The organism is Mycolicibacterium sp. XJ870, from assembly GCF_053483975.1.
Genome location: NZ_JBEFTI010000001.1, coordinates 483,188 through 508,459 on the forward strand (window position 1 = coordinate 483,188; position 25,272 = coordinate 508,459).

General features: G+C 66.2%; 26 protein-coding genes. 18 read left to right on the forward strand and 8 right to left on the reverse strand.

Going from position 1 to position 25,272, the window contains the following annotated elements:
- The 5 genes from rpsE (at position 1) to ABQF30_RS02410 (ending at position 4,768) form a co-directional block, all read left to right on the forward strand.
- Positions 1-660 (forward strand): 30S ribosomal protein S5, encoded by a 660-nt coding sequence (gene rpsE, locus ABQF30_RS02390; protein WP_448460760.1) that lies wholly within the window; start codon positions 1-3, stop codon positions 658-660.
- Positions 661-663: 3 nt separating this feature from the next.
- A complete protein-coding gene (rpmD, locus tag ABQF30_RS02395; protein WP_448460762.1) occupies positions 664-849 on the forward strand; it encodes a 50S ribosomal protein L30 in 186 nt (61 codons plus the stop codon).
- The gene (gene rplO / locus ABQF30_RS02400; RefSeq protein WP_448460764.1) at positions 849-1,292 is read left to right on the forward strand and encodes a 50S ribosomal protein L15; all 444 of its coding nucleotides are present in this window, start codon (positions 849-851) and stop codon (positions 1,290-1,292) included. The genes rpmD and rplO overlap by 1 nt, the downstream gene beginning before the upstream one ends.
- Positions 1,293-1,392: 100 nt before the next feature.
- The gene (gene sppA / locus ABQF30_RS02405; RefSeq protein ID WP_448460766.1) at positions 1,393-3,165 is read left to right on the forward strand and encodes a signal peptide peptidase SppA; all 1,773 of its coding nucleotides are present in this window, start codon (positions 1,393-1,395) and stop codon (positions 3,163-3,165) included.
- 196 nt (positions 3,166-3,361) lie between these two features.
- Positions 3,362-4,768: an MFS transporter gene (locus ABQF30_RS02410; protein WP_448463376.1), complete on the forward strand. Its 1,407-nt coding sequence runs from the start codon at positions 3,362-3,364 to the stop codon at positions 4,766-4,768.
- Here ABQF30_RS02410 and ABQF30_RS02415 read toward each other — a convergent pair.
- From ABQF30_RS02415 to ABQF30_RS02425, 3 genes are read right to left on the reverse strand one after another with little or no spacing between them, the layout of a single operon-like run.
- Positions 4,754-5,410 carry a GntR family transcriptional regulator gene (locus tag ABQF30_RS02415; protein ID WP_448460768.1) on the reverse strand — a complete coding sequence of 219 codons (657 nt, stop codon included), beginning with the start codon at positions 5,408-5,410 and terminating at the stop codon, positions 4,754-4,756. The two genes, ABQF30_RS02410 and ABQF30_RS02415, sit on opposite strands and share 15 nt — an antisense overlap.
- Positions 5,407-6,126: a maleate cis-trans isomerase family protein gene (locus tag ABQF30_RS02420; protein ID WP_448460770.1), complete on the reverse strand. Its 720-nt coding sequence runs from the start codon at positions 6,124-6,126 to the stop codon at positions 5,407-5,409. The genes ABQF30_RS02415 and ABQF30_RS02420 overlap by 4 nt, the downstream gene beginning before the upstream one ends.
- Before the next feature lie 2 nt (positions 6,127-6,128).
- Entirely contained in the window at positions 6,129-6,866 is a 738-nt protein-coding gene (locus ABQF30_RS02425) for a maleate cis-trans isomerase family protein (protein WP_448460771.1), read from the reverse strand.
- A 77-nt stretch (positions 6,867-6,943) separates the two neighbouring features.
- On the opposite strand from ABQF30_RS02425, the gene ABQF30_RS02430 reads away from it, so the two are divergent.
- Genes ABQF30_RS02430 through ABQF30_RS02440 form a run of 3 tightly spaced genes read left to right on the forward strand, consistent with a single transcriptional unit; the run spans position 6,944 to position 9,833 of the window.
- Complete coding sequence (locus ABQF30_RS02430) at positions 6,944-7,936, forward strand: D-2-hydroxyacid dehydrogenase (protein WP_448460773.1); 993 nt, start codon at positions 6,944-6,946, stop codon at positions 7,934-7,936.
- Complete coding sequence (locus tag ABQF30_RS02435; RefSeq protein ID WP_448460775.1) at positions 7,933-9,339, forward strand: amidase; 1,407 nt, start codon at positions 7,933-7,935, stop codon at positions 9,337-9,339. The genes ABQF30_RS02430 and ABQF30_RS02435 overlap by 4 nt, the downstream gene beginning before the upstream one ends.
- Positions 9,336-9,833, forward strand: a complete 498-nt coding sequence (locus ABQF30_RS02440; RefSeq protein WP_448460777.1) for a DUF3830 family protein — start codon at positions 9,336-9,338, stop codon at positions 9,831-9,833. The genes ABQF30_RS02435 and ABQF30_RS02440 overlap by 4 nt, the downstream gene beginning before the upstream one ends.
- 422 nt (positions 9,834-10,255) lie before the next feature.
- Here the strand turns inward: ABQF30_RS02440 and ABQF30_RS02445 are convergent, their stop codons facing one another.
- From ABQF30_RS02445 to ABQF30_RS02465, 5 genes are all read right to left on the reverse strand, one after another.
- Positions 10,256-11,815, reverse strand: coding sequence for a transposase (locus ABQF30_RS02445; RefSeq protein ID WP_448460779.1), 1,560 nt, complete (start codon positions 11,813-11,815; stop codon positions 10,256-10,258).
- A 423-nt stretch (positions 11,816-12,238) separates the two neighbouring features.
- Positions 12,239-13,150, reverse strand: a complete 912-nt coding sequence (locus ABQF30_RS02450) for a class I SAM-dependent methyltransferase (protein WP_448460781.1) — start codon at positions 13,148-13,150, stop codon at positions 12,239-12,241.
- A gap of 8 nt (positions 13,151-13,158) precedes the next feature.
- Positions 13,159-14,055, reverse strand: coding sequence for a class I SAM-dependent methyltransferase (locus tag ABQF30_RS02455; protein ID WP_448460783.1), 897 nt, complete (start codon positions 14,053-14,055; stop codon positions 13,159-13,161).
- A 7-nt stretch (positions 14,056-14,062) separates the two neighbouring features.
- Positions 14,063-14,965: a class I SAM-dependent methyltransferase gene (locus tag ABQF30_RS02460; RefSeq protein ID WP_448460785.1), complete on the reverse strand. Its 903-nt coding sequence runs from the start codon at positions 14,963-14,965 to the stop codon at positions 14,063-14,065.
- 7 nt (positions 14,966-14,972) lie between these two features.
- On the reverse strand, positions 14,973-15,887 hold the full coding sequence (locus tag ABQF30_RS02465) for a class I SAM-dependent methyltransferase (protein WP_448460786.1): 915 nt from the start codon (positions 15,885-15,887) through the stop codon (positions 14,973-14,975).
- A gap of 264 nt (positions 15,888-16,151) precedes the next feature.
- Between ABQF30_RS02465 and secY the strand changes: the two genes are divergently transcribed.
- The 10 genes from secY (at position 16,152) to ABQF30_RS02515 (ending at position 25,263) form a co-directional block, all read left to right on the forward strand.
- Positions 16,152-17,477, forward strand: a complete 1,326-nt coding sequence (secY, locus tag ABQF30_RS02470) for a preprotein translocase subunit SecY (RefSeq protein ID WP_448463378.1) — start codon at positions 16,152-16,154, stop codon at positions 17,475-17,477.
- Positions 17,474-18,019 carry an adenylate kinase gene (locus tag ABQF30_RS02475; RefSeq protein ID WP_448460787.1) on the forward strand — a complete coding sequence of 182 codons (546 nt, stop codon included), beginning with the start codon at positions 17,474-17,476 and terminating at the stop codon, positions 18,017-18,019. The genes secY and ABQF30_RS02475 overlap by 4 nt, the downstream gene beginning before the upstream one ends.
- Positions 18,016-18,813 carry a type I methionyl aminopeptidase gene (gene map, locus ABQF30_RS02480; RefSeq protein ID WP_448460789.1) on the forward strand — a complete coding sequence of 266 codons (798 nt, stop codon included), beginning with the start codon at positions 18,016-18,018 and terminating at the stop codon, positions 18,811-18,813. Before ABQF30_RS02475 ends, map begins: the two co-directional genes overlap by 4 nt.
- A gap of 114 nt (positions 18,814-18,927) precedes the next feature.
- Positions 18,928-19,455: a sigma-70 family RNA polymerase sigma factor gene (locus ABQF30_RS02485; protein ID WP_448460791.1), complete on the forward strand. Its 528-nt coding sequence runs from the start codon at positions 18,928-18,930 to the stop codon at positions 19,453-19,455.
- Positions 19,452-20,186, forward strand: coding sequence for an anti-sigma factor family protein (locus ABQF30_RS02490; RefSeq protein ID WP_448460792.1), 735 nt, complete (start codon positions 19,452-19,454; stop codon positions 20,184-20,186). The genes ABQF30_RS02485 and ABQF30_RS02490 overlap by 4 nt, the downstream gene beginning before the upstream one ends.
- Positions 20,187-20,266: 80 nt before the next feature.
- Positions 20,267-21,997: a thiamine pyrophosphate-binding protein gene (locus tag ABQF30_RS02495; RefSeq protein ID WP_448460793.1), complete on the forward strand. Its 1,731-nt coding sequence runs from the start codon at positions 20,267-20,269 to the stop codon at positions 21,995-21,997.
- The gene (locus ABQF30_RS02500) at positions 21,978-22,658 is read left to right on the forward strand and encodes an SRPBCC family protein (RefSeq protein ID WP_448460795.1); all 681 of its coding nucleotides are present in this window, start codon (positions 21,978-21,980) and stop codon (positions 22,656-22,658) included. The genes ABQF30_RS02495 and ABQF30_RS02500 overlap by 20 nt, the downstream gene beginning before the upstream one ends.
- Positions 22,659-22,666: 8 nt before the next feature.
- Positions 22,667-23,683 (forward strand): 3-oxoacyl-ACP synthase III family protein, encoded by a 1,017-nt coding sequence (locus tag ABQF30_RS02505; protein WP_448460797.1) that lies wholly within the window; start codon positions 22,667-22,669, stop codon positions 23,681-23,683.
- Positions 23,683-24,717 carry a pyridoxal phosphate-dependent aminotransferase gene (locus tag ABQF30_RS02510; protein WP_448460799.1) on the forward strand — a complete coding sequence of 345 codons (1,035 nt, stop codon included), beginning with the start codon at positions 23,683-23,685 and terminating at the stop codon, positions 24,715-24,717. The genes ABQF30_RS02505 and ABQF30_RS02510 overlap by 1 nt, the downstream gene beginning before the upstream one ends.
- Before the next feature lie 42 nt (positions 24,718-24,759).
- Complete coding sequence (locus ABQF30_RS02515; protein ID WP_448460800.1) at positions 24,760-25,263, forward strand: MarR family winged helix-turn-helix transcriptional regulator; 504 nt, start codon at positions 24,760-24,762, stop codon at positions 25,261-25,263.
- Positions 25,264-25,272: the final 9 nt, after the last annotated feature.

Here is a 25,272-nt window from a genome sequence, read left to right on the forward strand (position 1 = left end):
ATGGCCGAGCAGGCAAATAGCGCCGGCGGCCCAGGCGCTTCCGATAACCGTGGTGGCGGCCGTGGCCGCCGCGACGACCGCGGTGGCCGTGGTGGCCGCGACAGCGGTGAGAAGAGCAACTACATCGAACGCGTTGTGACGATCAACCGGGTTTCCAAGGTCGTCAAGGGCGGCCGCCGGTTCAGCTTCACCGCGCTCGTGATCGTCGGCGACGGCCATGGCATGGTCGGCGTCGGCTACGGCAAGGCCAAGGAAGTTCCGGCCGCCATCGCCAAGGGCGTCGAAGAGGCTCGCAAGAACTTCTTCCGGGTACCGCTGATCGGCGGCACGGTCGTGCACCCCGTGCAGGGCGAGGCCGCTGCCGGTGTGGTGATGCTGCGTCCGGCCAGCCCCGGTACCGGTGTCATCGCCGGCGGTGCGTGCCGCGCGGTGCTGGAATGCGCCGGCGTGCACGATGTCCTGGCCAAGTCGCTGGGCAGCGACAACGCGATCAACGTGGTACACGCCACCGTTGCCGCGCTGAAGCTGCTGCAGCGTCCGGAAGAGGTGGCGGCCCGTCGCGGCCTGCCCATCGAGGATGTTGCGCCGGCCGGCATGCTCAAGGCCCGGCGCGAGAGCGATGCGCTGGCCGCTGCGGCTGCGCGTGAGGGATCGGCATAAATCATGGCAGAGCTGAAGATCACCCAGGTGCGCAGCACCATCGGTGCGCGCTGGAAGCAGCGGGAGAGCCTGCGGACCCTGGGCCTGAAGAAAATCCGCCAGTCGGTGGTGCGTGAGGACAATGCCCAGACCCGTGGCCTCGTCAAGACCGTTCACCACCTCGTTGAGGTAGAGGAGGTCAGCAAGTAATGAGCGTCATCAAACTTCACGACCTGCGGCCCGCCGCCGGCTCGAAGACCGCCAAGACCCGCGTTGGTCGCGGTGAGGGTTCCAAGGGTAAGACCGCAGGCCGCGGTACCAAGGGCACCAAGGCCCGCAAGAACGTCCCCGCGACGTTCGAGGGCGGCCAGATGCCGATCCACATGCGGTTGCCGAAGCTCAAGGGCTTCAGGAACCGCTTCCGGGTCGCCTACGAGGTCGTCAACGTCGGCGACATCGCCAAGGCTTTCCCGGAGGGCGGCACCATCGGTGTCGACGAGCTGGTTGGCAAGGGCCTCGTTCGCAAGAACACCCTCGTCAAGGTGCTCGGCGACGGCAAGCTGACGGTCAAGGTCGACGTCACCGCCAACAAGTTCAGCGGTAGCGCCCGTGAGGCGATCACCGCTGCCGGCGGTTCGGCCACCGAGCTGTAATTTTCTCTGCGCGAGCAGACACGGAAGTGCCCCAAAACGCCTGTTTTGGGGCACTTTTGCGTCTGCTCGCGCGGCAAACGGGCGCAGGTACGCTCGAACCATGTTGGACTTTCTCCCCGGACTTCCCGGCCCAGACGATCTGCGTGCGCTTGTTCGCCGAGTAGACACCGTCCGGCACAACGGCGTCCCCAGCGGGTGCGTGCTCGAACTAGATCTGCAGTCGGTACCTCCGGAGACCATCGGGTTCGATCCTTTCGCGATGATCGCCAGCGGCGGGCGGCCGTTGGTGCTGCGCCAGGCCGTCGCCGCGATCCATCGCGCCGCCGAGGACGACCGCGTCGCCGGGCTGATCGCCCGGGTGCAGATTCCCGCCGCGGCACCCGGCCCGGTGCAGGAATTGCGAGATGCGATCGCCGCGTTCGGCGACGTCAAGCCGACGCTGGCGTGGGCGGAAACCTATCCGGGCACACTGTCCTACTACTTGGCATCGGCATTTCGCGAGGTGTGGATGCAGCCGTCGGGAACCGTCGGCCTCGTCGGCTTCGCCACCAGCGCGATGTTTCTGCGCGACGCCCTGGACAAGGCCGGCATCGAGGCGCAGTTCGTGGCCCGCGGTGAATACAAGTCGGCGGCAAACCTTTTCACCCAGGATCGGTACACCGACGCACATCGGGAAGCCGACGGCCGGTTGATCGAAAGCGTGCGCGACCAGGTGTGGCGGGCCATTGCCGAGTCGCGGCACCTCGAGGCGCAGGCACTCAACGCCCTTGCCGACAAGGCGCCGTTGCTGCGCGACGACGCCGTCACCGGCCGGCTGATCGACCGCATCGGCTTCCGCGACGAGGCCTACGCGCGCATCGGTGAGCTCTCGGGCGGTCCGGAGAACGTCGACGCCGACGCAGACGACGCTCCACGGCGTCTCTACCTGTCGCGGTACGCGAAGGCGACATCCCCGAAGCCCAGCCCGCCGCTGCCGGGACGCAAGAAGCCGACCATCGCCGTGGTCACGCTGCACGGTCCGATCGTCAGCGGCCGGGGCGGCCCGCAGGGGCTGCCGCTCGGCAACTCCAGTGCGGGTGGCGACACGATCGCGGCAGCCCTTCGGGAGGCGGCCACCGACGACGACGTGTCGGCGATCGTGCTGCGGGTGGACAGCCCCGGCGGCTCGGTCACGGGCTCGGAAACCGTGTGGCGCGAAGTGGTTCGGACCCGCGAGTCCGGCACGCCCGTGGTCGCGTCGATGGGTGCGGTCGCCGCTTCGGGCGGCTACTACGTGTCGATGGGCGCCAACGAGATCGTCGCCAACGCAGGGACGATCACCGGATCCATCGGTGTGGTGACGGGCAAGCTCATCTCGCGGGAGCTGAAGGACAAGCTGGGCGTCGGCTCGGATGCGGTGCGCACCAACGCCAATGCGGACGCGTGGTCCACCAATGCGCCGTTCACCGACGAGCAGCACGCCCAGGTCGAGGCCGAAGCGGACCTGTTCTACACCGACTTCATCGAGCGGGCTGCCCACGGCCGCAACCTTTCCGTCGAGGCGGTGGACAACGTCGCCCGCGGACGCGTCTGGACCGGGGCCGACGCCAAGGATCGCGGACTGGTCGACGAACTCGGCGGGTTGCGCACCGCCGTCACCCGCGCCAAGGTGCTGGCCGGGCTGGATCCCGACACCGAAGTGCGCGTGGTGAGCTATCCGGGCTCCTCATGGCTGGACATGCTGCGGCCGAAGGCATCGTCGCAACCGGCGGCGGCATCACTGCCACAAGCAGTAGGTGCGTTGCTGGGTCAGTCGGTTGCCGGTGTGCTCGATCAGGCGCAGCGGTCCGTCACCGGCGTCAGCGCATTGTGGCTGGGGGACTACCGGTTCTGACACGCAACACGGACGCGGCAGCGCCACGTCCGGCACAAGGTTGGTAACGTCGGTTTCTGGCAACTACTGAATTGTCGACGAAACGACGGCCTGACCCTGCGGTGTTGATCCCAGTCAGTCCATGCCGTAAGAGAGCGCACGGCGGGAACGGTGTCGTCAGACACTTGGAGGAATCGTGCCTGCGCCAAAACACCCGATGAAGGGCTTCGGCGATAAGCCGGAGATCGATTACAGCGAACCGGCCGAGAACGCGCCGGACCCAAAGGTACTCAAGCGGGCCATCGCGGCGTCGGCGATCGGCAACGCCACCGAATGGTTCGACTACGGCATCTACGCCTATGGCGTGAGCTACATATCCGCTGCTATTTTCCCAGGCGACACTGCGCAGGCGACGTTGCTGGCGCTCGCCACGTTCGCGGTGTCGTTCCTGGTCCGACCGCTGGGCGGATTCGTCTGGGGCCCGCTCGGCGACCGCGTCGGCCGCAGGCAGGTCCTGGCGATCACCATCATCCTGATGGCTGGTGCGACATTCTGCGTCGGCCTTGTTCCCTCCTACGCCGCGATCGGGCTGTGGGCCCCGGCGATCATGGTGGCCCTGCGGATGATCCAGGGCTTCTCCACCGGCGGCGAGTACGGCGGCGCCGCGACATTCATGGCCGAATACGCGCCGTCACGCCGTCGTGGATTCCTCGGCAGCTTCTTGGAGTTCGGCACCCTGGCCGGCTTCTCGTTGGGTGCGATCTTGATGCTGACGTTCTCCTCGGCGCTCAGTGAGGACCAGATGTCGCAGTGGGGTTGGCGGTTGCCGTTCCTGGTGGCCGCGCCGCTGGGCCTGGTCGGTGTCTACCTGCGATCCAAGCTGGAGGACACCCCGATCTTCCGTGAGCTCGAACAGACCGGGGAGCGGGAAAGCGGGCCGGTATCGGAGCTCAAGGACCTGGTGGTCGAGTACTGGGGTCCGATCCTGCGACTCGGCGGTCTGGTCGTCGCCCTCAACGTGGTCAACTACACGCTGCTGAGCTACATGCCGACCTACCTGGAGCAGTCGATCGGCCTGTCGAGCAATCTCGCCCTGATCGTGCCGATCATCGGGATGCTGACCATGATGGTGTTCCTGCCGCTGGCCGGTCATATCTCGGACCGGGTTGGCCGCAAGCCGATGTGGTGGTTCTCGCTGATCGGCTCGTTCGTCATGGGGATTCCGATGTTCCTGCTGATGTCGACGAACATGGTGGGTGCGGTCATCGGGTTCGCTGTGCTCGGGCTGCTCTATGTGCCGCAACTGGCGACCATTTCGGCGACGTTCCCGGCGATGTTCCCCACGCAGGTCCGGTTCGCCGGCTTCGCGATCGCCTACAACGTGTCGACGTCGCTGTTCGGCGGCACCGCACCGGCGGTCAACAATTGGCTGATCAACCTCACCGGCGAGAACCTGGTGCCGGCCTTCTACATGATGGTGGCGTGTGTGATCGGGATGATCGCGCTGATCAAGGTGCCCGAAACCGCCCGGTGCCCGATCAACGGCACCGAGATACCGGGCACGCCGGACGCGCCGCCGCAGCTCGATTACGAGACCGAGCCGCAGGGTTCAGCCGGCCGGTAGCGGTGCGGTCAACCGGTTGACGGCTTCTTCCATGTGGGCGATGAGCAGCTTGTCGGTGAGCTGCTCATCGCCCGATTGGATCGCGGCCGCGAGGGTTCGATGTTCTCCGACCCGATCGTCGGGCGTGGGATAACTGTCGGTAAGCGCGTCGACACACATCCGGGTCTCGACGATGAAAGTCTGGTGCATCCGGGTCAACCGGGGGCTGTCGGCGAGTCCGACGAGGCATTCGTGGAACCGGACGTCGGTCTCGTTGATCTCGGCTGGAGTCGTTGCGGCAGCCATCTCTTCGACGATCGCCAGTAGTGCGTCCCCGGCCAGGACGTGATTGCTCTGCAGGATCTTTCGTGCCGCAGCGCGTTCGATCGCTTCACGCGCAAGGTAGGTATCGCGCACGTCGTCGTCGGTCATGTTGTTGACGAACAGTCCACGGTTGCGGATCGAGACGAGCAACCCTTCCTGGGTCAGGCGCTGCATCCCTTCGCGCAGCGGGCCGCGGCTGACGCCGAACCTGCGGGCCATCTCGGCTTCGGTGACCTGGGTGCCGGGTTCGAGCTCGCCGTGCGCAATGGCCTGCCGAAGCCTGTCGGCAATGATGCTCGGCGTCGACTCCTGTACGACGGGTGCGATGAACTCGGTCACTGCGCCGCTCCGAACAGGCTGCCCAGACCGGGGATCGGCGGAACCGGGGTGATCATTTGCAGGCCTTTCCAGACGGTCACCTGATTGGCGGTGAGAACCGGTTTGCCGACCGCCGATTCCAGACGATCGATGAAACCCAGTGTGTGCATGGCGGTGTCGGGGACCAGCACCGCCTGGGCATCGGGGTGATCGGCCGCACGGACCATCGCGACCACCTGCTCTGGCTCCAATGTGCCGACCTCGGCGGCGGTGATGATGCCGTGGCTGCCCATCGCCACCACGTCGGCGCCCTCGGCCGCCAAGAAAGCCACGAAGTGCCGAGCGACGTCCTCGGGATAGGACGCTGCCACCGCGACCCGGTGAATCCCCAGGTGCCGCAGTGCATCCGCGAAGGCGATCGAGGTGGACGACGCCGGAACACCCGCTGTGGCGGCGAGTTTGTCGACTTGCTCGCGCGCTCCGTCGGGACCGAACACGAAGCTGCCGGACGTACACGCCCACATCATTGAATCGGGCTGCGCCGCGGCCAGCCGCACAACGCCGTCGGCCAGGCGTTCGGCCCCGCCCAGGTCCAGCAGTGCGTCCACACGATGCGCGTCCTCGCCGACCGTGGTGATCGCGACCGGGAGCCGGATTGCGGTGCCCAAACGCGCCTCCAGCGAAGGAAATTCGTCCTCCGCGCTATGACCCGGATAGAGAATCCCGACGGTTGCCATCCTCAAACCTCGAGCAACCGCTGGCCGGTACCGACGGCTTTGCGGCCGGCGACTGCCAGAGCGGCCCACATCGTCACCTGATTGGCGGTGACCACCGGCTTGCCGAGTTCTGATTCCAACCTGGCGATGAGGTCGTAGGTCGGCAGGTTGGTGCAGCTGATGACGATGGCCTGAGCTTCGGGCACGTCGGTGGTGCGTACCAGATCGGCAGTGGTCTCATACGGCACCGCCCAGATCCTGGAGGTCATGCCCAGCCCGGCGGTGGCGACCACCTCGACGCCTGCCTCCATCAGGTAACTGGTCAGGCCGATGGTCAGGTCCGACGTGTACGGCGTGACGGTGGCGACTCGGCTCACTCCCAGATGCCGTAGCGCCGTGAGCATGGCGCCGCTGGTGGTGACCGCTGCGGGGGCGCCCGCCGCGCGCATCGCCGCAACCAAGGCTGCCTCGCCGGCCATGCCCTTGACGAAGCTGCCCGCAGTGCACGCGTACGCGGTGACGAGGGGAGACACCGCGAGCACGTTGGCAGCGCCCGCGACGACCTGCTCGGGTTCGGAGATGTGGACGGCCATATCGACGGTCACCGCGAGAGGGGCGTATCTCAACCGGGTGACGTAGAGGCTCACGTCATCAGGCGTCCAGCGCCAGAGTTCGCGGTCGAGCGCGAAGTCATATGGCGTTACGACACCTATCCCGACCTGCTGCAATGGCGGGGGTAGGACCAGTTCCCCGAGCTTCATTTCCACAGTGTGAGGCCAACGGACCCAACCGGCAACTGATTGTTGACAATAAGACGAACTCGCCTAGCCTCGAAGGGATGCCGACCACCCCCGACCAGGCCGAACGGCCCGTCGTCGCGGTGTTGTGTGAGCGTGCGACAGATCGACCGCCCGGTCTGGCGGGTGTGGACGTGGACTTCCGTTACTGCAGTGCCGACGGCCTGGCCGAGGCCCTCCACGGAGCCAGGGCGTTGCTGATGTGGGATTACTTCTCCACCGCACTGCGCGATGCGTGGCGAGGCGCCGACACCCTGGAATGGATTCACGTCACCGCCGCGGGCGTCGACACCCTGCTGTTCGCTGAACTACGGGATTCCGATGTGGTGGTCACCAATGCCCGCGGCGTATTCGACCGTCCCATAGCCGAATACGTGCTCGGCGCAGTGATCGCGTATGCGAAGGGCAGCCAGCGCAGCTTCGATCTGCAACAGCGTCATCAGTGGCAGCACCGCGAAACCCGGAGTATCACGGGCGCGCACGCACTGGTGGTCGGCACGGGCAGCATCGGTCGGGAGATCGCCCGCCTGCTGCGCGCGGCCGGACTCGTCGTGCGTGGGGCCGGCCGGGTCGCCCGGGCCGAGGATCCCGATTTCGGCGATGTGGTGGCGGCAGCGGACTTGGCCACTGCGGTCGGCTGGTGCGATCACCTGGTGCTGGCCGCCCCGTTGACGGACGCGACCCGCGGACTGGTCGGCGCGACGGTGCTGGCGGCCATGAAACCCGATGCACACCTGGTGAATATCGCTCGCGGCCCGATCGTCGACGAGGCGGCACTTCTCGCAGCGCTGGCCGCCGGAAGTATCGGCGGTGCCACCCTCGACGTGTTCGACACCGAACCGCTGCCGTCCGATCATCCACTCTGGGATGCGCCCGGAGCCGTCGTCACCGCGCACATGTCCGGCGACGTCCTCGGATGGCGGGACACGCTTGCCGCGCAGTTCGCCGACAATGCCCGGCGCTGGCTGGCCGGGCGGCCGATGCTTAATGTGGTGGACAAGAAACTCGGCTACGTACCAACGGGCGCAACGTGATACCGCAGGCGGTCGAGCTGGCGGAAGGCTACCGGACGAAGTCGCTCTCGCCGGTGGAGGTCACGAGGGCTGCCCTGGACGCCATCGACCGCTACGACCGCGCAGTCAACGCCTTCGTCCTTGTCGACGAGGAGGGCGCCCTGGCCGCGGCGCGGGAGTCGGAGGCGCGCTGGCAGGCCGGACGGCCGTTGGGCCCCGCCGATGGCATTCCCACCTCGATCAAGGATGCGTTGTGGACGCGCGGCTGGCCGACGTTGCGCGGCAGTTGGCTCATCGACGCGGCCGGGCCGTGGGACGAGGATGCGCCGTGCGTTGCGCGGCTGCGTGATTCGGGCGCGGTCCTGCTCGGCAAGACCACCACCCCCGAGTACTCGTGGAAGGGTGTCACCGATTCGCCGCGCTACGGCGCGACCGGCAACCCGTGGAATCCCGACGTCACTGCCGGCGGGTCGAGCGGCGGCAGCGCCGCGGCCGTGGGACTCGGGATGGGGGTGTGGTCGGTCGGCACCGACGGCGGCGGTTCGGTGCGCATCCCCGCGGCGTTCACCGGAACCGTGGCGCTCAAGGCGACCTACGGGCTCATACCGCTGTATCCGCCAAGCCCGTTCGGCACACTCGCGCACGTAGGCCCGATGGCCCGGACCGTGGCCGACGTAGCCGCACTGCTGGACGTGATCACCGGATTCGACCCGCGCGACTGGTCGGCGATGCCAACGCCGACAGCCTCATTCCTCGGCGGGCTCGACGGTGGGGCGGCCGGACTTCGGGTCGCCTATTCGCCCAATCTCGGGTTCGGCTCGAACGATCCCGAGGTCGACGCCGCCGTACGAGCCGCAGTGAACGTGCTCGCCGCCGCTGGGGCGCAGGTCGAGGAGGTTGACCCGGGCTTCGCCGACCCGGTGCAGGCATTCCACGTGTTGTGGTTCGCCGGCGAGGCAAAAGTGTTGGAGGGCAAGCTGAGTGGCCGCGAGGCGCAACGGCTCGATCCGGGCTTACGGCGCACCGCCGAACTCGGTGCGACGTTCTCGGCGTCGGACTACCTGGACGCGACCGCGGTGCGGATGAAGCTCGGTGACCTGATGGGGCGGTTCCACCAGGCCTACGATGTGCTCGTCACTCCGACGTTGCCGCTGACCGCGTTCGCCGTCGGACAAGATGTTCCCGACGGCTCGGCCTCGCCGGATTGGACGAGTTGGACGCCGTACACCTATCCGTTCAATCTGACTCAGCAGCCGGCACTTTCGGTTCCGTGCGGGTTCAGCTCGGACGGTCTGCCGATCGGCCTGCAGATTGTGGGTCCCCGGCACGCGGATGCCTTGGTGCTCCGGGTCGGGCAGGCATATCAGAACGCCACCGACTGGCATCACCGGGTGCCGGCATTGCTTACAGAGGAGGTTGGATGAGCCGGTTGATCACGGTGTCGCTGGACAAACGTGGGGTCAGCTGCGTCGCTCGGCTGCTTGACGACGCGGCGCCGCGCACCTGTGCGGCGGTGTGGGACGCGCTGCCACTGTCGGCGCCGGTGTTTCACGGCAAGTACGCCCGCAACGAGATCTACACGTTGCTACCGGCATTCGGTGCCGACCCCGGTAAGGAGAACACCACGGTGACACCGATCCCCGGCGACCTGTGCTGGTTCTCGTTCGACTCCGACGATCTGGGCAATCCGGCGTACGGGTACGAGAACACCACCGGCACCGGGACAACCGGCGGAATCGTCGACCTGGCGCTGTTCTACGGGCGGAACAATCTACTGATCAACGGCGACCAGGGCTGGGTGCCCGGCAACGTGTTCGGGGAGATCGTGGAGGGATTGGCAGACATGGCAGCCGCGTGCCAGGACCTGTGGATGGGCGGAGCCCGTGGTGAAACGCTGAGTTTTGCGCGGGCGACCTGAGGGTGTGTGGGGCTCTGTCGGGGATGTGTCGTTGTGCCCGGCTATTAGCGACAAAGTCGCTGAAATCGACTCACAGGCAACAATAGTCGCGCCAACCACAACGTGTTGGTCCCATCCGTCTCCCTGAAATCAGCGGTCACGCCAGCCTCGTAAACTGCCGTGCCCGCATTGCAGCGACACTGTCGCTGACGCACGTCACGCCAGTAACGGTGTGGCGGAGAATCGCACCTCACACCGCCACAGCGTTACTGGCGCGATTGTGCTGGACCATGTTCGCACAGCCCCCTCGGGCAAAGTGCCGATCATCTGTCGCTATGTCAAGGGTTGCGGTCAGCATGTGGCTGTTGCATTTTCTGCGCGGCTGATGATTCCCCTGGCATGCCTTGGTCCTGCCGGAGGTTCTCCTGTTCCCGGTGTGCTGGCTAGGTGGCCGGCTGTGCGTTGTTGTGGAGGCGCAGGAGGTTGATGACGGCGGCTGCGAGGTGCAGTTCTGCGGTGACGGCGGCCAGTCCTCGTCGGGAGAAGCGGCGGAGTTTGATCTGGTCTTTGAGGTGGGCGAAGACGGGTTCGACGGTGGCGCCGCGGCGTTTGTAGCGTTCGGCGTTGGCGGGGTTGCGGAGTCGGTGGCGCATGGCGTCTTTGGGCGAGAGGTCTGGCGGTGGGGGCCCGTCGGTGGGATCCTGGCGTGCCTCGATGTGCAGGTCACGGTTCTTTCCCGGGGCGATAAGTCGCTCAGGACCCGCGGCGGTGAGGTTTTCGTCGCTGAAGTAGCCGGAGTCCATGAGCACCAGGCCGATCTGCTTGCCCAGCGTGCCGGCCTGTGTGGTGGCTTGGGCGATGGCCGGCAGATAGCAGTGGGTGTCGTTGGCGTCCTGGCTGGTGTGCACGGCGAGGATGTAGTGGTCGTCGGTGACGGCGAACTGGGCGTTATAGGCCTGCACCGATCCACCGCCGGACCCTTCGAGCATCAACCGGGAATCGGGATCGGTGGTGTTGACCGGATCTGCCGGGGCGCCGCGGGCATGTGCCCGTTTGGCCCGAAGATCGCGTCGCTGGGCGGCCCTGCCGCGCAGGTCGGGCTGGTGTCCGGCAGCAATGTCTGCCTGGACCTTGTCCAAGGCCTTCTGCGCGGCCTTGAGCTTGAAGCGGGCATCGCGGCGGGTTTTAGCGGCGGCCGCACCTTTGATGCCTTCGACGGAGTCAACAAGGTTGTGGCAGCGCTGAATTCGTGCCTGATGGTAGCGCACTGGATCCACATTGCCCGGAGGCCGCCCGACCGGGCCACCGGCGACGACCCGAGCCAGGTACTCCTCGGCGGCAGATGCATCGGCGGCATCGGCCTGCGCTTCGGCGTCGCGGCGGCGGTGCAGCTCACTGACGGCTCTAGCGATGTTGGCCGCCCGGCCACTGTGACTGGCGAACTGTTCGGGCAGCCCATCACGCCCCTGGCCGCCGGGTCGACTGTCCTGTTCGGCGTCTTCGGCGGCATCGGTGGCTACCGCTTCAGCCACGACGGTCTCGGCGATCTGTCGGCTGATCCGTTCGACCTCGCGCTGCACCGATTCCGGTGACCGGTTGGCTCCCCGGGACGCGTTGGCGGCGATCTTGCTGCCATCGATGGAGACCACCCCGACCTTGACCATCCCTGCAGCCGAACACAATGCCAGGACCTGGGCGAACAGCGCCGTGAACGCGTCGTGATGGGCGGCGCGGAACCGGGCGATCGAGGTGTGGTCGGGAGCATCCTGGGCACACAGCACCCGGAAGGCCACATGGTCGCAACACAGCCGTTCGATACGGCGTGACGAGCGTTCCCCGCTGGCGTAGGCGTAGATCAGTAGCGCCAGCAGCATGTCCGGGTCATAGGCCCGCCGGCCTGCCCGACCCAGCTTGCGGCCCGCGTGGAACGCCGTCGTATCCAACTGCTCGACGACCGCGATCACGAACCAGACCAGATGATCTTCCGGTAACCAATCAATCATGTTGGGCGGCAACAGGAATTGCTGATCCCGATCCACCGGACGATACCCACGAGCCACACCCCAGTGTCTCGAGAACTCAGCGCCAAGTCACGCACCCCGGCCGGTTCAGCAGCCGCCGATTTTGCAACAGCCACCATGTGGCAGTATTCCTCGGCCTAAACGCTTTTCGATTCCTGGGCTGCATCGACCAATGCACATCCGAAACCGCCGCATTCGCGGCCGCATCGGGGAGCGACTTTGTCGCTGTAATGCGGGCAAGGCAAATCGCGTTGCTGAGGTGACTGGTGAGGCGAGGGGAGTCTCGAGTGACTCGTAGCGTGGGGCTGACGGGACAATCGTTGCGCAAGAGGCATTTTCAGCGACATTGTCGCTAATAGCCGGGCGCAACGGCTCTATTCCAGCGGCCGGGTGGGACTTACGGTGTCAGCCCAACGTCCCACTGATGTAGACGATCTCACCCATCGGATCGTCATCGTCGAATTCCGGCACCGGAAGGCCGTATCGGGCGAACAGGGCTGACCGTGCGACCCCGGTCATCTGCCAACCTTTGGCGCCCAGATAGTCAGCGGCGGAATGCCGTTCGCCGTGATAGATCAGCGACGGCATATCCAGATCCAAACCGAACTGGCGGAAGGTGGCCGTTGCGGCGCGGGCCTTCTCCTCGTCGAAGTCCTTCAATGCGGGCACGAACTCGGTGGCAACAAAGCTACCCGGAGCGCTGAGCTGATTGATGTTGTCGAACAGCCGGTCCTGGGCCTCGGCCGGCAGGTAGATCAGCAGACCTTCGGCACACCATGCGGTCGGCGCGGCCGGATCGAAACCGGCGGCCTGCAGTGCGGCGGGCCAGTCCTCGCGCAGATCGATCGGCACCGTGCGCCGCTCGGCGGTCGGCTCGGCGCCCAGCCCGGCAAGGGTTCGGGTTTTGAACTCGATCACGTCGGGCTGATCGATCTCGTAGACCACGGTGCCCGAAGGCCACGGCAACCGGTAGCCACGCGAATCCAGACCCGAAGCGAGAATCACGGCCTGACGAATGCCGGCCTGGGTGGTCGCCACGAAGTAATCGTCGAAAAACTTTGTCCGCACAGCCATCTCGGCGATGTTCGCTTGAACCCGAGGGGCCGCATCGGGAGCGACATCCTCGATGTTGAGCGTGCCGTCGACCATCATCGTGAAGGCCTCGATGCCGACAGCCCGCACCAGCGGTGCCGCGAACGGGTCGTTGATCAGGCCATCGGGATCCCTACTGACGATTGCGCGCCCAGCCGCCACCAGCGTCGCCGTCGCACCCACGCTGGACGCCAGGTCCCAGCTGTCCCGGTCTGAACGTGTCATCGCAGTCCCTACTTCAGTGTCGCCGACAGGTAGCCCGAATCGCCGGCGATTTCGGCCAGGTCCTCGGGGAGTTCGAAGCCGTAGCCAGCGTAGGCCTCCCGCGTGGACGCCACGTTCGGCTGCCAGCCGTGCGTGCTCAGATAGTCGCGGGCAGTGTGGCGCTCGCCGGAGTAGAACAGGTCCATCAGGTCGACGTCCGAGCCGACGCGCTTCGACCAGTCACTGACCTTCTTCGTCCAGTCCTCCGAGAGCATGTTCATGTCCATGTGCTCGGTGGCCAGCCGGCTGCCCGGGGCGGACAGCGCGGTGATGTTGTCGAAGAGCCGGTCCTGGGCCTCGGGCGGCAGGTAGATCAGCAGTCCTTCGGCGATCCAGGCGGTCGGGGCTGCCGGATCGAAACCGGCGGCCCGCAGGGCGGAAGGCCAATCCTCGCGCAGGTCGATCGCCACCGCGCGGCGTTCGGCGCTCGGCTGGGCACCCAGGTCGGCCAGCGTGCGGGTCTTGAATTCGATGACGCCGGGCTGATCGACCTCGAACACCACGGTGCCTGCCGGCCAGTCCAGCCGGTAGGCGCGAGTGTCGAGCCCGGACGCGAGAATCACCGCCTGCCGGATCCCGGCCGCGCCCGCGGAAGTGAAGAAGTCGTCGAAAAACCGGGTGCGCACGGCGATCTGCTCGCACATCCGCTGCCGGTCGAGCATCTGGTCGCCCTCGACGCACAGCTCACCGCTGGCGAGCTTGATGCAGTGCTCCAATCCGACGGCGCTGACCAGCGCGTCGGCATAGGGGTCGCTGATGAGTGGATCGGGTTGCTTGGTCGCCAGGGCGCGGGATGCGGCCACGCCGGTCGCCGTCGAACCGACGCTGGTCGCCAGATCCCAGCTGTCACCGTCAGTGCGTGCCATCGAACTCCTACTTTCGTGTTGCGGTTATTGCCAACGAGCCACGCATCGCTGCGTTGTCGTCGGTGTCGGGGAAGGTGCGCCCGTAATCGGCGAACACCTCGGTTCGGGGACGCGCGGTGACCTGCCAGCCGCGCTGCTCCAGATATCCGTCCACCGGGTTGCGGTCGCCTTCGTACCAGAGGTCGGACAGGTCGACGTCGAAGCCGTGATCGCGCCACCGCTCACTCATGGCTCGGCCGCGTTCGCGAAACGTCGATCCGACGTCGAGGTGGTATTCGGTTGCCAGTCGGCTGCCTGGGGCGCTCAACGCCGTGATGTTGTCGAACAGCCGGTCTTGTGCGTCGGGCGGCAGGTAGATCAGCAGGCCCTCGGCGATCCATGCGGTCGGCGTCGCCGGATCGAACCCGCCGGCGCGCAGCGCAGCGGGCCAGTCGTCACGCAGGTCGACGGCTACTGCTCGGCGCTGCGCGGTCGGCGTCGCTCCGATCTCCGTCATGGTCGCGCTCTTGGCCTCGATCACCTGCGGCTGGTCGATCTCGTAGACGACGGTGCCTGCCGGCCAGTCCAACCGGTAGGCACGCGCGTCAAGGCCGGACGCCAGGATCACGGCCTGCCGGATGCCCGCAGCGGTCGCGTCACGAAAGAAATCGTCGAAGAACCGGGTGCGCACCGCCATCACCGCGATCATCATCTCCGCCGCGGTCGCGTCCTCACCCTCCAAGGACACCTCGCCGTCGATCAACTTGACGAAGAAGTCGACACCCACGGCGCGGACCAGGGCAGCGGCGTACGGATCGTCGATCAGGGGAGTGCGCTCGACACTGGCGAGCGCGCGGGCGGTGGCCACCATGGTGGCCGTCGCGCCCACACTCGAGGCCAGATCCCAGCTGTCGGTATCTGAGCGGGCCATCTCCGGATTACCTGTCGGCGCTGATGTACATGACCGACGCGAACTGCTCGTCCTCGTCGATCGGCGGGAGACCGGTGCGGATCAACAGGTCGTTGGTGCCGATGCCTGCGGTGCGCCACCCGTGCCCCTCCAGGTAGGACGTGACGTCGGTCCGGTCGCCCAGGAAAATCAGTTCGCTGAAGTCGAGGTCGAACCCGTGCGCCTTCCAGCGGTCGGTGAAGTCCTGCATCCGGGCCCGGAGCGCGTCCTGATCCTGCGCTTTTGAGGTGGGTACGCCTTCGACGCCGACCCGGCTGCCCGGTGCACTGAGCTCGGTGATCTGGTCGAACAACCGGTCCTGAGCCTCCGGGGGCAGATAGCCGAGCAGTCCCTCGGCGATCCATGCCGTCGGCTTGGCCGGGTCGAAACCGGCCTCACACAACGCCGTCGGCCAGTCGAAGCGCAGGTCGATGGCGACCGGGCGGCGGTCAGTGGTGGGAGCGGCGCCCAACCCGGCGAGCGTCTGACCCTTGAAATCGATCACGTCAGGCTGGTCGATCTCGAAGACCACGGTGCCCGCCGGCCATGGCAGCCGATAGGCCCGCGAATCGAGGCCCGCGGCCAGGATCACGGCCTGCCGGATTCCGGCGCGGGCGGCGTCGAGGAAGAAGTCGTCGAAGAAGCGGGTGCGCGCGGCCATTCCGTTGGCGAATCGGGTCAGCGCTTGCGCGCTCTCCTCTTCGACGGCCGTCATGTCGAAGTCGCCGTCCACCAGCTTGGTGAAGAAGTCGACGCCGACGGCGCGCACGAGGGGTGCGGCGAACGGATCGTCGATCACGGGATCGGGCGCGTTGGTCGCCATTGCGCGTGCCGCCGCAACCATCGTCGCGGTGGCTCCCACGCTGGAGGCCAGATCCCACGTGTCGTTTTCCGTCCGCGCCATATAAGGCCCCCTCCGTTTTAGTTAGGTGATGTAACGAGCCATCGCCGACTGTACGCTCCGAAACTGAACGATCCCTTGGCCCGAACCCGGCGCTTAGCGATGCGGGGCGAGTCCGGGGCAACTGTTACTCTCGTAGACTGTTTGACGGCTGACTTCGCAGGCTGTGCGCTTGCCGGGCCGCCGGATATGACTTGACCAATACGCTGGACCCACCAGCCCCATTTGGCACGCCGCGCTGAGAAGTCGGCTGCGCAGGAGGAAAGAGTGCTCTCGGCTTTCATCTCGTCGCTGCGGACAGCCGACTTGAGGCGCAAGATCCTGTTCACGCTCGGCATAGTGATCTTGTACCGCGTCGGCGCCACGCTGCCGTCTCCCGGCGTCAACTACCCGAACGTCCAGAAGTGCATCGAGCAGGTCAGTGGCGGTGATTCCGGACAGGTCTACTCGCTGATCAACCTGTTCTCCGGCGGTGCGTTGCTGCAGCTGGCCGTGTTCGCGGTCGGCGTGATGCCCTACATCACCGCGAGCATCATCGTTCAGCTGCTGACCGTGGTGATCCCGCGGTTCGAACAGCTGCGCAAGGAGGGTCAGGCCGGACAGGCCAAGATGACCCAGTACACGCGCTATCTGGCGATCGCGCTCGCCGTCCTGCAGGCCACCAGCATCGTGGCGCTGGCCGCCAATGGTGGGCTGATGCAGGGCTGCACGCTCGACATCATCGACGACAGCTCGATCTTCGGGCTGATCGTGATCGTGCTGGTGATGACCGCCGGCGCGGCCCTGGTGATGTGGATGGGCGAGCTCGTCACCGAGCGCGGCGTCGGCAACGGCATGTCCCTGCTGATCTTCGCGGGCATCGCGGCCCGGATCCCGTCCGAGGGCCAGATGATCCTGGAGGACCGCGGCGGTCTGGCCTTCGCCGCAGTGTGTGTGGCGGCGTTGGCGATCCTCACCGGTGTGGTGTTCGTCGAGCAGGGCCAGCGACGCATCCCGGTGCAGTACGCCAAGCGCATGGTGGGCCGCAAGATGTACGGCGGCACGTCGACCTACCTTCCCCTGAAGGTCAACCAGGCCGGCGTCATCCCCGTGATCTTCGCGTCGTCGTTGATCTACATCCCGCAGCTGATCACCCAGCTCATCCAGAGCGGTAGCTCCAACCCTGGAACCGGTTGGTGGGACAAGTTCGTCGCCGAGAACCTGACGGATCCATCCGACCCGATCTATATCGGCATCTACTTCGGTCTGATCATCTTCTTCACGTACTTCTACGTCTCGATCACGTTCAACCCCGATGAACGAGCCGACGAGATGAAGAAGTTCGGCGGCTTCATCCCTGGCATCCGACCGGGCAAGCCGACCGCCGACTATCTGCGCTACGTGTTGAGCCGGATCACCCTGCCCGGTTCCATCTACCTGGGCGTGATCGCCGTTCTGCCGAACCTGTTCCTGCAGATGGGTAGCGGGGCTTCGTTGCAGAACCTGCCGTTCGGCGGTGTCGCAGTTCTGATCATGATCGGCGTGGGCTTGGATACGGTCAAACAGATCGAGAGCCAGCTCATGCAACGAAACTACGAAGGGTTCCTGAAGTGAGAGTCGTCCTACTCGGACCGCCCGGTGCGGGCAAAGGCACGCAGGCGGAGAAGCTGTCCGAGAAGCTCGGCATCCCGCAAATCTCCACCGGTGATCTGTTCCGCAAGAACATCGGCGACGGAACCCCGCTGGGCCTGGAGGCCAAGAGTTACCTCGACGCCGGAAACCTGGTGCCCGCCGAGCTGACCAACCGGCTCGTGGAAGACCGGATCGACCAGCCCGACGCCGCCGCCGGGTTCATCCTGGACGGCTACCCGCGCTCGGTCGAGCAGGCCGGCGCGCTCAAGGACATGCTCGCTGCCCGCAACACCAAGCTCGACGCGGTGCTGGAGTTCCAGGTTTCCGAGGACGAGTTGCTCACCCGGCTCAAGGGGCGCGGTCGCGCTGACGACACCGACGAGGTGATCCGCAACCGCATGAAGGTCTACCGCGACGAGACCGAGCCGCTGCTGGAGTACTACCGCGACGATCTGAAGACCGTGGACGCGGTTGGTGCCCTCGACGAGGTGTTCGCCCGCGCACTGCGCGCCCTGGGTAAGTGATCAATCTGCCGGGGCTGCGGAGCCGCAAGGTCGTCGCACAGCGCAGTGCCGCAGAGCTGGACGCGATGGCGGTGGCGGGCGCACTGGTCGCCAGTGCGCTGCGCGCGGTGCGCACCGCTGCCGCCCCGGGAATGACCACGCTGGACCTGGATCAGATCGCCGAATCGGTGATCCGCGACGGCGGTGGAACGCCGTCGTTCCTGGGCTACCACGGCTTTCCGGCGAGCATCTGCTCGTCGGTGAATGACCGTGTGGTTCATGGCATTCCATCGGCCGACGAGGTGCTGGCAGCCGGCGATCTGGTCTCCATCGACTGCGGCGCGATCGTCGACGGTTGGCACGGCGACTCGGCCGTCACTTTCGGCATCGGCACCTTGATCGACGCCGACGAGGCACTCTCGGCGGCGACCAAAGCGGCGATGGAGGCCGGGATCGCCGCGATGGTGCCCGGCAACCGGCTCACCGACGTTTCGCATGCCATCGAGGTCGAGACGCATGCCGCCGAAGCCCGCCATGACCGCAAGTACGGGATCGTCGCCGGATACGGCGGGCACGGTATCGGCAGGCAGATGCACATGGACCCGTTCCTGCCCAACGAAGGTCCGCCCGGTCGCGGCCCCTACCTGGCCCCCGGTTCGGTGCTGGCCATTGAACCGATGCTGACCCTCGGCACCAGCAAGTCCGTGGTGCTGGAGGACGAGTGGACCGTCGTCACCGCCGACGGCACGCGCGCCGCGCACTGGGAGCACACGGTCGCCGTCACCGAAGACGGGCCCCGCATTCTCACCCGATAGCGCTCTTTCAGCAATCACTACCTGTTTTTGCCCGAACTCCGGTGTGGTGTGCGCGCGCAAAGGTAGTAATGAACTGGATCACCGCCAACGTCGTATCAAAGACGGAGGTTGGGAATGGACGATCCGGAGGCTGCCACGATGCGGGCGCTCTATGACGAGCATGCCGGGGCATTGTGGCGGTACGCTCTGCGGCTGACGGGCGACCGGGCCCGGGCCGAGGACGTGGTACAGGAAACGCTGCTGCGGGCTTGGCGTCACCCGGATGTCACCGCCGACGTGGACCGTTCGGCCCGCGCCTGGCTGTTCACCGTCGCGCGCAACATGATCATCGATGAACGCCGGAGCGCCCGGTTTCGCAACGAAACCGGTGTTCCGGATCCAGAACAGGTTGCTGACCACCTTGGGTCGGCAGCCGCCCCTGACCAGGTGGATACCGCATTGGACCGGCTACTGCTGAGCACCGCGCTCAGCCAACTCTCCGAAGAACACCGAGCGGTGATCCGCCGGGCCTACTACCAGGGCTGGACGACCGGGCAGATCGCGACCGATATGCAGATTCCCGAAGGAACGGTGAAATCGCGATTGCACTACGCGGTCCGCGCGCTACGACTCAACTTGCAGGAAATGGGGGTGACACGATGACACGATTCGGTGTACCCCATGGTGCCGATTCAGTTGATCCCGACCGCTACACGACCTGGGACGCGGCCTACGTGCTCGGCTCCTTGTCCGACGACGAGCGCCGTGAGTACGAAACTCACCTGGCGGACTGCCCGCAATGCCGTGGTGCGGTCGCCGAACTGAGCGATATGCCCGCGCTGCTGGCCCTGCTCGATCTGAACGACGTGCGTGCCCTCGACGAGGATCAACCTGACCCGCCACTGCGTCCCGAGGTGCTTTCGTCGGTGCTCGACCAGGTCAGCGCGCGGCGGCGCCGTTCGCGGTGGGTGACCTCGGCAGCGGTCGGGCTTGCCGCTGCGCTGCTGGCGGTCGGGGCGGTGATCGCGATCCGCCCCGAGGTCATCGGCCTACAGCGCGGCACCGAGCAGCAGACTGCCCAGATGCTGGAGATGACCAAGGTGTCCGAAACACCGATCAACGCCAGCATCGCGATGACCAGCTACGGCTGGGGTACCCGCATCGACATGGCCTGCACGTATGGGGACTGGGGCCAGCGCGGCGCCCCGCCGCAGAACCTCGGCATGGTGGTCGTCGGCCATGATGGCAGCCGCGAGGAGATCGCGACGTGGCTCGGGTTGTCCGGAGCGACCGCGCTGCCCAGCGGTAACACCCAGATGCCCATGGAGGAAATCGCTGCGGTGCAGATGGTTTCATCGCCCGACGGGAAAGTGTTGCTGGAAAGGCAGCTCTGAGGGGGTCCGGTAACGCCCGCAATTGAACCGAACCCTACTCGCCGGTCGTATTACCGGCAGAGGACGGGAGTAGGTGGCATATGGCCAACGGGCAGAGGGTGGCCGACCACATCGTCGGCTTTCTCGCAGCGAGCGGCGTCTCACACATCTTCGGCGTCGACGGCGCCAACATCGAGGATCTCTACGACGCGGCGTTCTTCCGTGACGACATCACCGCGGTGCTGGCCAAACACGAGTTCTCGGCGGCGACGATGGCCGACGGCTACAGCCGCAGCGGCGCCGGCCTCGGCGTGTTGGCCGCAACCTCCGGGGGCGGGTGCCTGAACACCGTGCCGGGTCTCGGTGAGTCGCTGGCCAGCCGGGTGCCGGTGCTGGCACTGATCGGGCAGGCTCCGACGGCCCTGGATGGGCGGGGGGCCTTTCAGGACACCAGCGGCGAGAACGGCGCACTCGACGGGCTTGCGTTGTTCTCGGCCGTCTCGGTGTACTGCCGCAGAGTCGTGAGGCCGGCCGATATTCTGACCGCACTGCCGGAGGCGGTGGCCGCGGCACGTACCGGCGGGCCCGCCGTGTTGTTACTGCCCAAGAACATCCAGCAGGCAGTACTCGGCGAGCAGGCGCACACCAACGGCAAGGTCAACGGAACCCACGCGGGCACAGAGCTTTCCGATCCTCGGATGCTGGCCGAGGCGTTGCGCGGCGCGGATGGGCCGATCACCATTTTCGCCGGTGAGCAGGTCGCGAGGGATGATGCCCGCCTCGAGCTGGAACGGTTACGCGCTACCCTGCGGGCGCGCGTGGCGACGGTGCCCGACGCCAAGGACACCGCGGGCACTCCGGGCCTGGGCTCGTCGTCTTCGCTGGGCGTCTCCGGCGTGATGGGGCATCCGGGAGTCGTTGCGGCAGCTGCCCAAAGCGGGATGTGCCTGCTGGTCGGCACACGGATGACAGTGACTGCACGGGCGGGACTCGACGACGTGTTCGGCTCGGTTCCTACTTACTCGATCGGAGCCGCCCCGCCGTATCTGCCGTGCCCGCATGTGCACACCGAAGATCTGCGCGGCTTCCTGACCCTGCTCACCCAGGCGCTGTCCGGAAACGGCCGACCGACCAAGGTCAGTGTTCCGGATATGGTGCCCAGCAGTGAGTTACGACCGCCGTCACATGACGGCCCGGGCATTCGCTACCGCGACGCCATGCGCATACTCGACGACGCGTTGCCCGACGGCACCGACGTCGTCGTCGACGCCGGCAACATCGGGGCCTCGGCCATCCACTACCTACCCGTTCGCAGGGACGGCCGGTTCATGGTCGCGCTCGGTATGGGCGGTATGGGCTACAGCTTCGGTGCCGGGATCGGGATGACCTTCCACCGCGCTCGCGGCGGCCCATACCGCACCGTGGTGATCGCCGGTGACGGCTCATTTTTCATGCACGGCATGGAGATTCACACCGCGCTGCAGTACCGGCTGCCCATCACATTCCTATTGTTCGACAACCACGCGCATGCCATGTGCGTGACCCGCGAGCAGCTGTTCTACGAAGACCGGTACAGCTACAACCGGTTCGGGCCCAGCAGGCTGGGCGCCGGCCTGGCGGCGATGTTCCCCGGCCTGACCGCACTCGAGGTCGACGACATCGATCGGCTGCCTGATGCATTGTGCATCGCGCTGGACTCCGACGGCCCGTCGGTGGTCAGCGTGGAGTGCTCGCCTGACGAAATCCCGCCGTTCGCAGCATTTCTCAACAAGACCGTCAGCACGCCTTCCACAGCAGAGGAGAACACGTCCCATGTCGCTGCCCGCGCTTGATGACATCACGACCCATCGGGGAACCACCGAACCCCTCGACGGGCTCATCCGGATCGAGACCTCGCCCAAAGAGAAGGCGACTCCGATCATCATGGAGATGATGAGGTCGGTCTACCCGCACGACCAGGTGTTCGGCGAGTACTGCACCGTCAACGACTACATCGACTGTCCACCCGCCGAGCTCTTCGACTACCTCGCCGACACCCGGTGCCTGGAGGAGTGGACCTACAGTTTGCGTGGTTTCGCCCCCACCGAGGAATCCGGTCTGTGGGTGGCTCACGACCGGCTCGGCGCGGGCCCCGGGGGGCCGGGAAGTGCGATCTACACCCGCACGGCCGCCAACCGCGAGGCGATGACCGTCGACTACCACTGCGCCTGGGATCAGGGCAAGCACCTGTGGATGATCTACCTGATGCGGATCGTCGACGCCCAGGTGGTGTTCGACAAGCCGGGATCGGTTGTGCTCTGGACGAATTGCCACCACCCCTTCTACGACCACAACCCGTATCCGCAGACCGCGCCGCCAGGACGGCCGGTGTGGGTGGGTGACTTCTGGGACATGTTCGGCCCCGGCCACCTGCTGGAACTGAAGAACCTGAAGGCGATCGCCGAGTACCGGCACCGCAACGGCCTGCCGCTCACCCCGGCCTGGATGAAATGAGCCTGTGCATGAACGAGACCGTGAGCCTCATCGACGTATCGACGTACCTGCCCGGCGATCCGCTCGGCGCCGACTACTACGCACAGTTCGCCGACTCCGACGACTTGCGGGACAACCTGATGTTCCGGGCACCGCGGTTCCGCCACCATGTGGCACCCGACGAGAGCGCCATCGACATGGTCGAGCGCGCCGCCGCGGGGCTGATCGAACGTCACGGTCAGGACGCTGTCACGGGCGCGGACGTCTTGATCACCCACACGCAACTGCCCGATATGCCGTTCTATGGCGGTGGTGGCGGGATGGCCAATCGGCTTGGTATGAAACCCAACTGGGTGATCGACCTGCACAACGGCGGTTGCGCGGCCTTCGTCCTCGGGCTAAAGCTGGCGCGGAATCTGCTGGCGTCCGGAGAGGGACGCACCGCCCTGATCGTGGTGGCGCAGAACGCGGCTGGAACGGTGTTCGATCAGGAGACCGTCCGGTGTAAGGCGCAGGCCTCGGTGCCGGGTGACGGTGCGGCGGTCGGATTGGTGACACTGTCGGACTCCTCGCCGATTCTGGACGTGGAATGCCGCACCTACGGGGAGTACGCCGGCGACATGACGCTGTCCATCGACCCGGCGCGCAAATGGTGGCAGGCCGGACCGGGGGAGGCCTGCATCGGTTTCACCGAAAGCAAGATCACCAAGGTGCTGGCCCGCGGCAACCGGCAGGTGCCCGAGGTGTCCTACGCGGTGTGTGATCGAATTGGCATGCAGCCCAAGAATATCGACCTACTGGTCACCAACCAGCCGAACCGGGTCTTCCTGCGCAACTGGCGTGAGGCGCTGGAGCTGCCCAAGTCGAGACACGTCGATACCTTTGATGAATGCGGAAACCTGTTCGCTGCAGGCATTCCCGTCAACCTGGACCGGGCCGTCTCCGAAGGCCGCGTCAAGGCCGGTGACACCGTGCTGATGGCGGCATTCGCACACGCCGGTGATTTTGCCGGCGCTGCGGCGGTCCGGTGGGGCGGACGAAACTGATGGCCGCACCACCCGGGACCCCGCTCGACGCCGTCGGCGCGCTGCCCGCTGCCATAAACCCGTTGGCATTGTCTCTCAACGAATGCCCCTTTCCGCCACTTCCGGCAGTTCGCTCGGCATTGAGTGCGTCCAACGACGCTGTCAATCGGTATCCGGAGTTTCTGCCCGAACGGCTGCGGACGCTGATCGCCGGTCACGTCGGGGTGTTTGAAGATCAGGTGGTCATCGGCGCCGGCGCCACCGGCGTCGTCATGCAGGTGCTGCACGCGGTCACCAGTCCCGGCGACACCATAGTGATGTCGGTACCCACCTTCGACGGCTACCCGATCTTCGCGCAGATGGCCCGATTGCGATCGGTGACGGTCCCGCTCGACGAGCACGGCCATCACGACCTCGACGCGATGGCCGAGGCCGCGGAGCGGGCGAGGGTGGTGGTGGTGTGCCGGCCGCACAACCCGACTGGGACCGTCGAACCGGCGGAAGACATCGAACGGTTCCTCACTCGGGTCCCCGCGGACACCGTTGTGCTGCTGGACGAGGCCTATGTGGAATTTCTCTCCGCGGAACATCGCATCGACGGGCCGAGCCTGGTCGAGCGGTTCGGCAATGTCGTGGTGGTGCGCACCTTTTCGAAGGCCTACGGGTTGGCGGGGCTGCGGATCGGATACGGTTTCTGCGCCCCAGAATTCGGCCGCCGGCTGTGGACCATGCAGTTGCCGTTCGGGATCGGCCTTAGCGCGCTGGTGGCGGTGGCGGCCTCCTATGATGCGGAAAGTCAATTGCACCAACGTATCCGGATGATTTCCACTGAACGGCGGTACCTGCAGAGGCGGCTGCGGGCCATGGGCATGTACAGCACCGACGCGCAGGCCAACTTCATCTACCTGCCGGCCGGCAGCACACCGTGGCCGGAGGTCTTCGACGGCACCGGGCTTCAGGTGCGCCACTACGCCGACGGCGGCGTGCGCATCACGGTCGGGTCCCGGCAGTCCACCCGGGCGATCGCGCGGGCGTTGGCCAGCGCGTCGGAGTGACTTCCGCTGTATTTGCGCGGGCGGAATGAGGTATGAAGAGGCGTGCCCTCCCCGCCGGATAAGCGTGACCCGATCGCGCTGGCGCGCGCGAACTGGGAAGCCGCTGGTTGGGGCGAGGTGGCCGGCGGCATGGTCGCGGTGACCTCGGTGATGCGGGCCCATCAGATCCTGCTGGCCCGGGTGGAGAGCGCGTTGCGGCCCTACGATCTGAGCTTCTCCCGGTTCGAACTGCTGCGGCTACTGGCCTTCAGTCGGGCCGGCGCATTACCGATCACCAAGGCCTCGGACCGGCTTCAAGTGCACGTCACGAGCGTCACGCACGCCATCCGCCGACTGGAGGCCAATGGTCTGGTGGAACGGATCCCGCATCCCACCGACGGCCGCACCACGTTGGTGCGGATCACCGATCTGGGCCGCTCCACCGTCGAGGACGCTACGGTCACGCTGAACGAGCAGGTGTTCGCTGACGTCGGGATGTCCGATGCGGAATCCCGGGCGCTGGCCTCGTCGATCGAAACACTGCGGCGCAACTCCGGGGATTTCTGAAAACTGTCG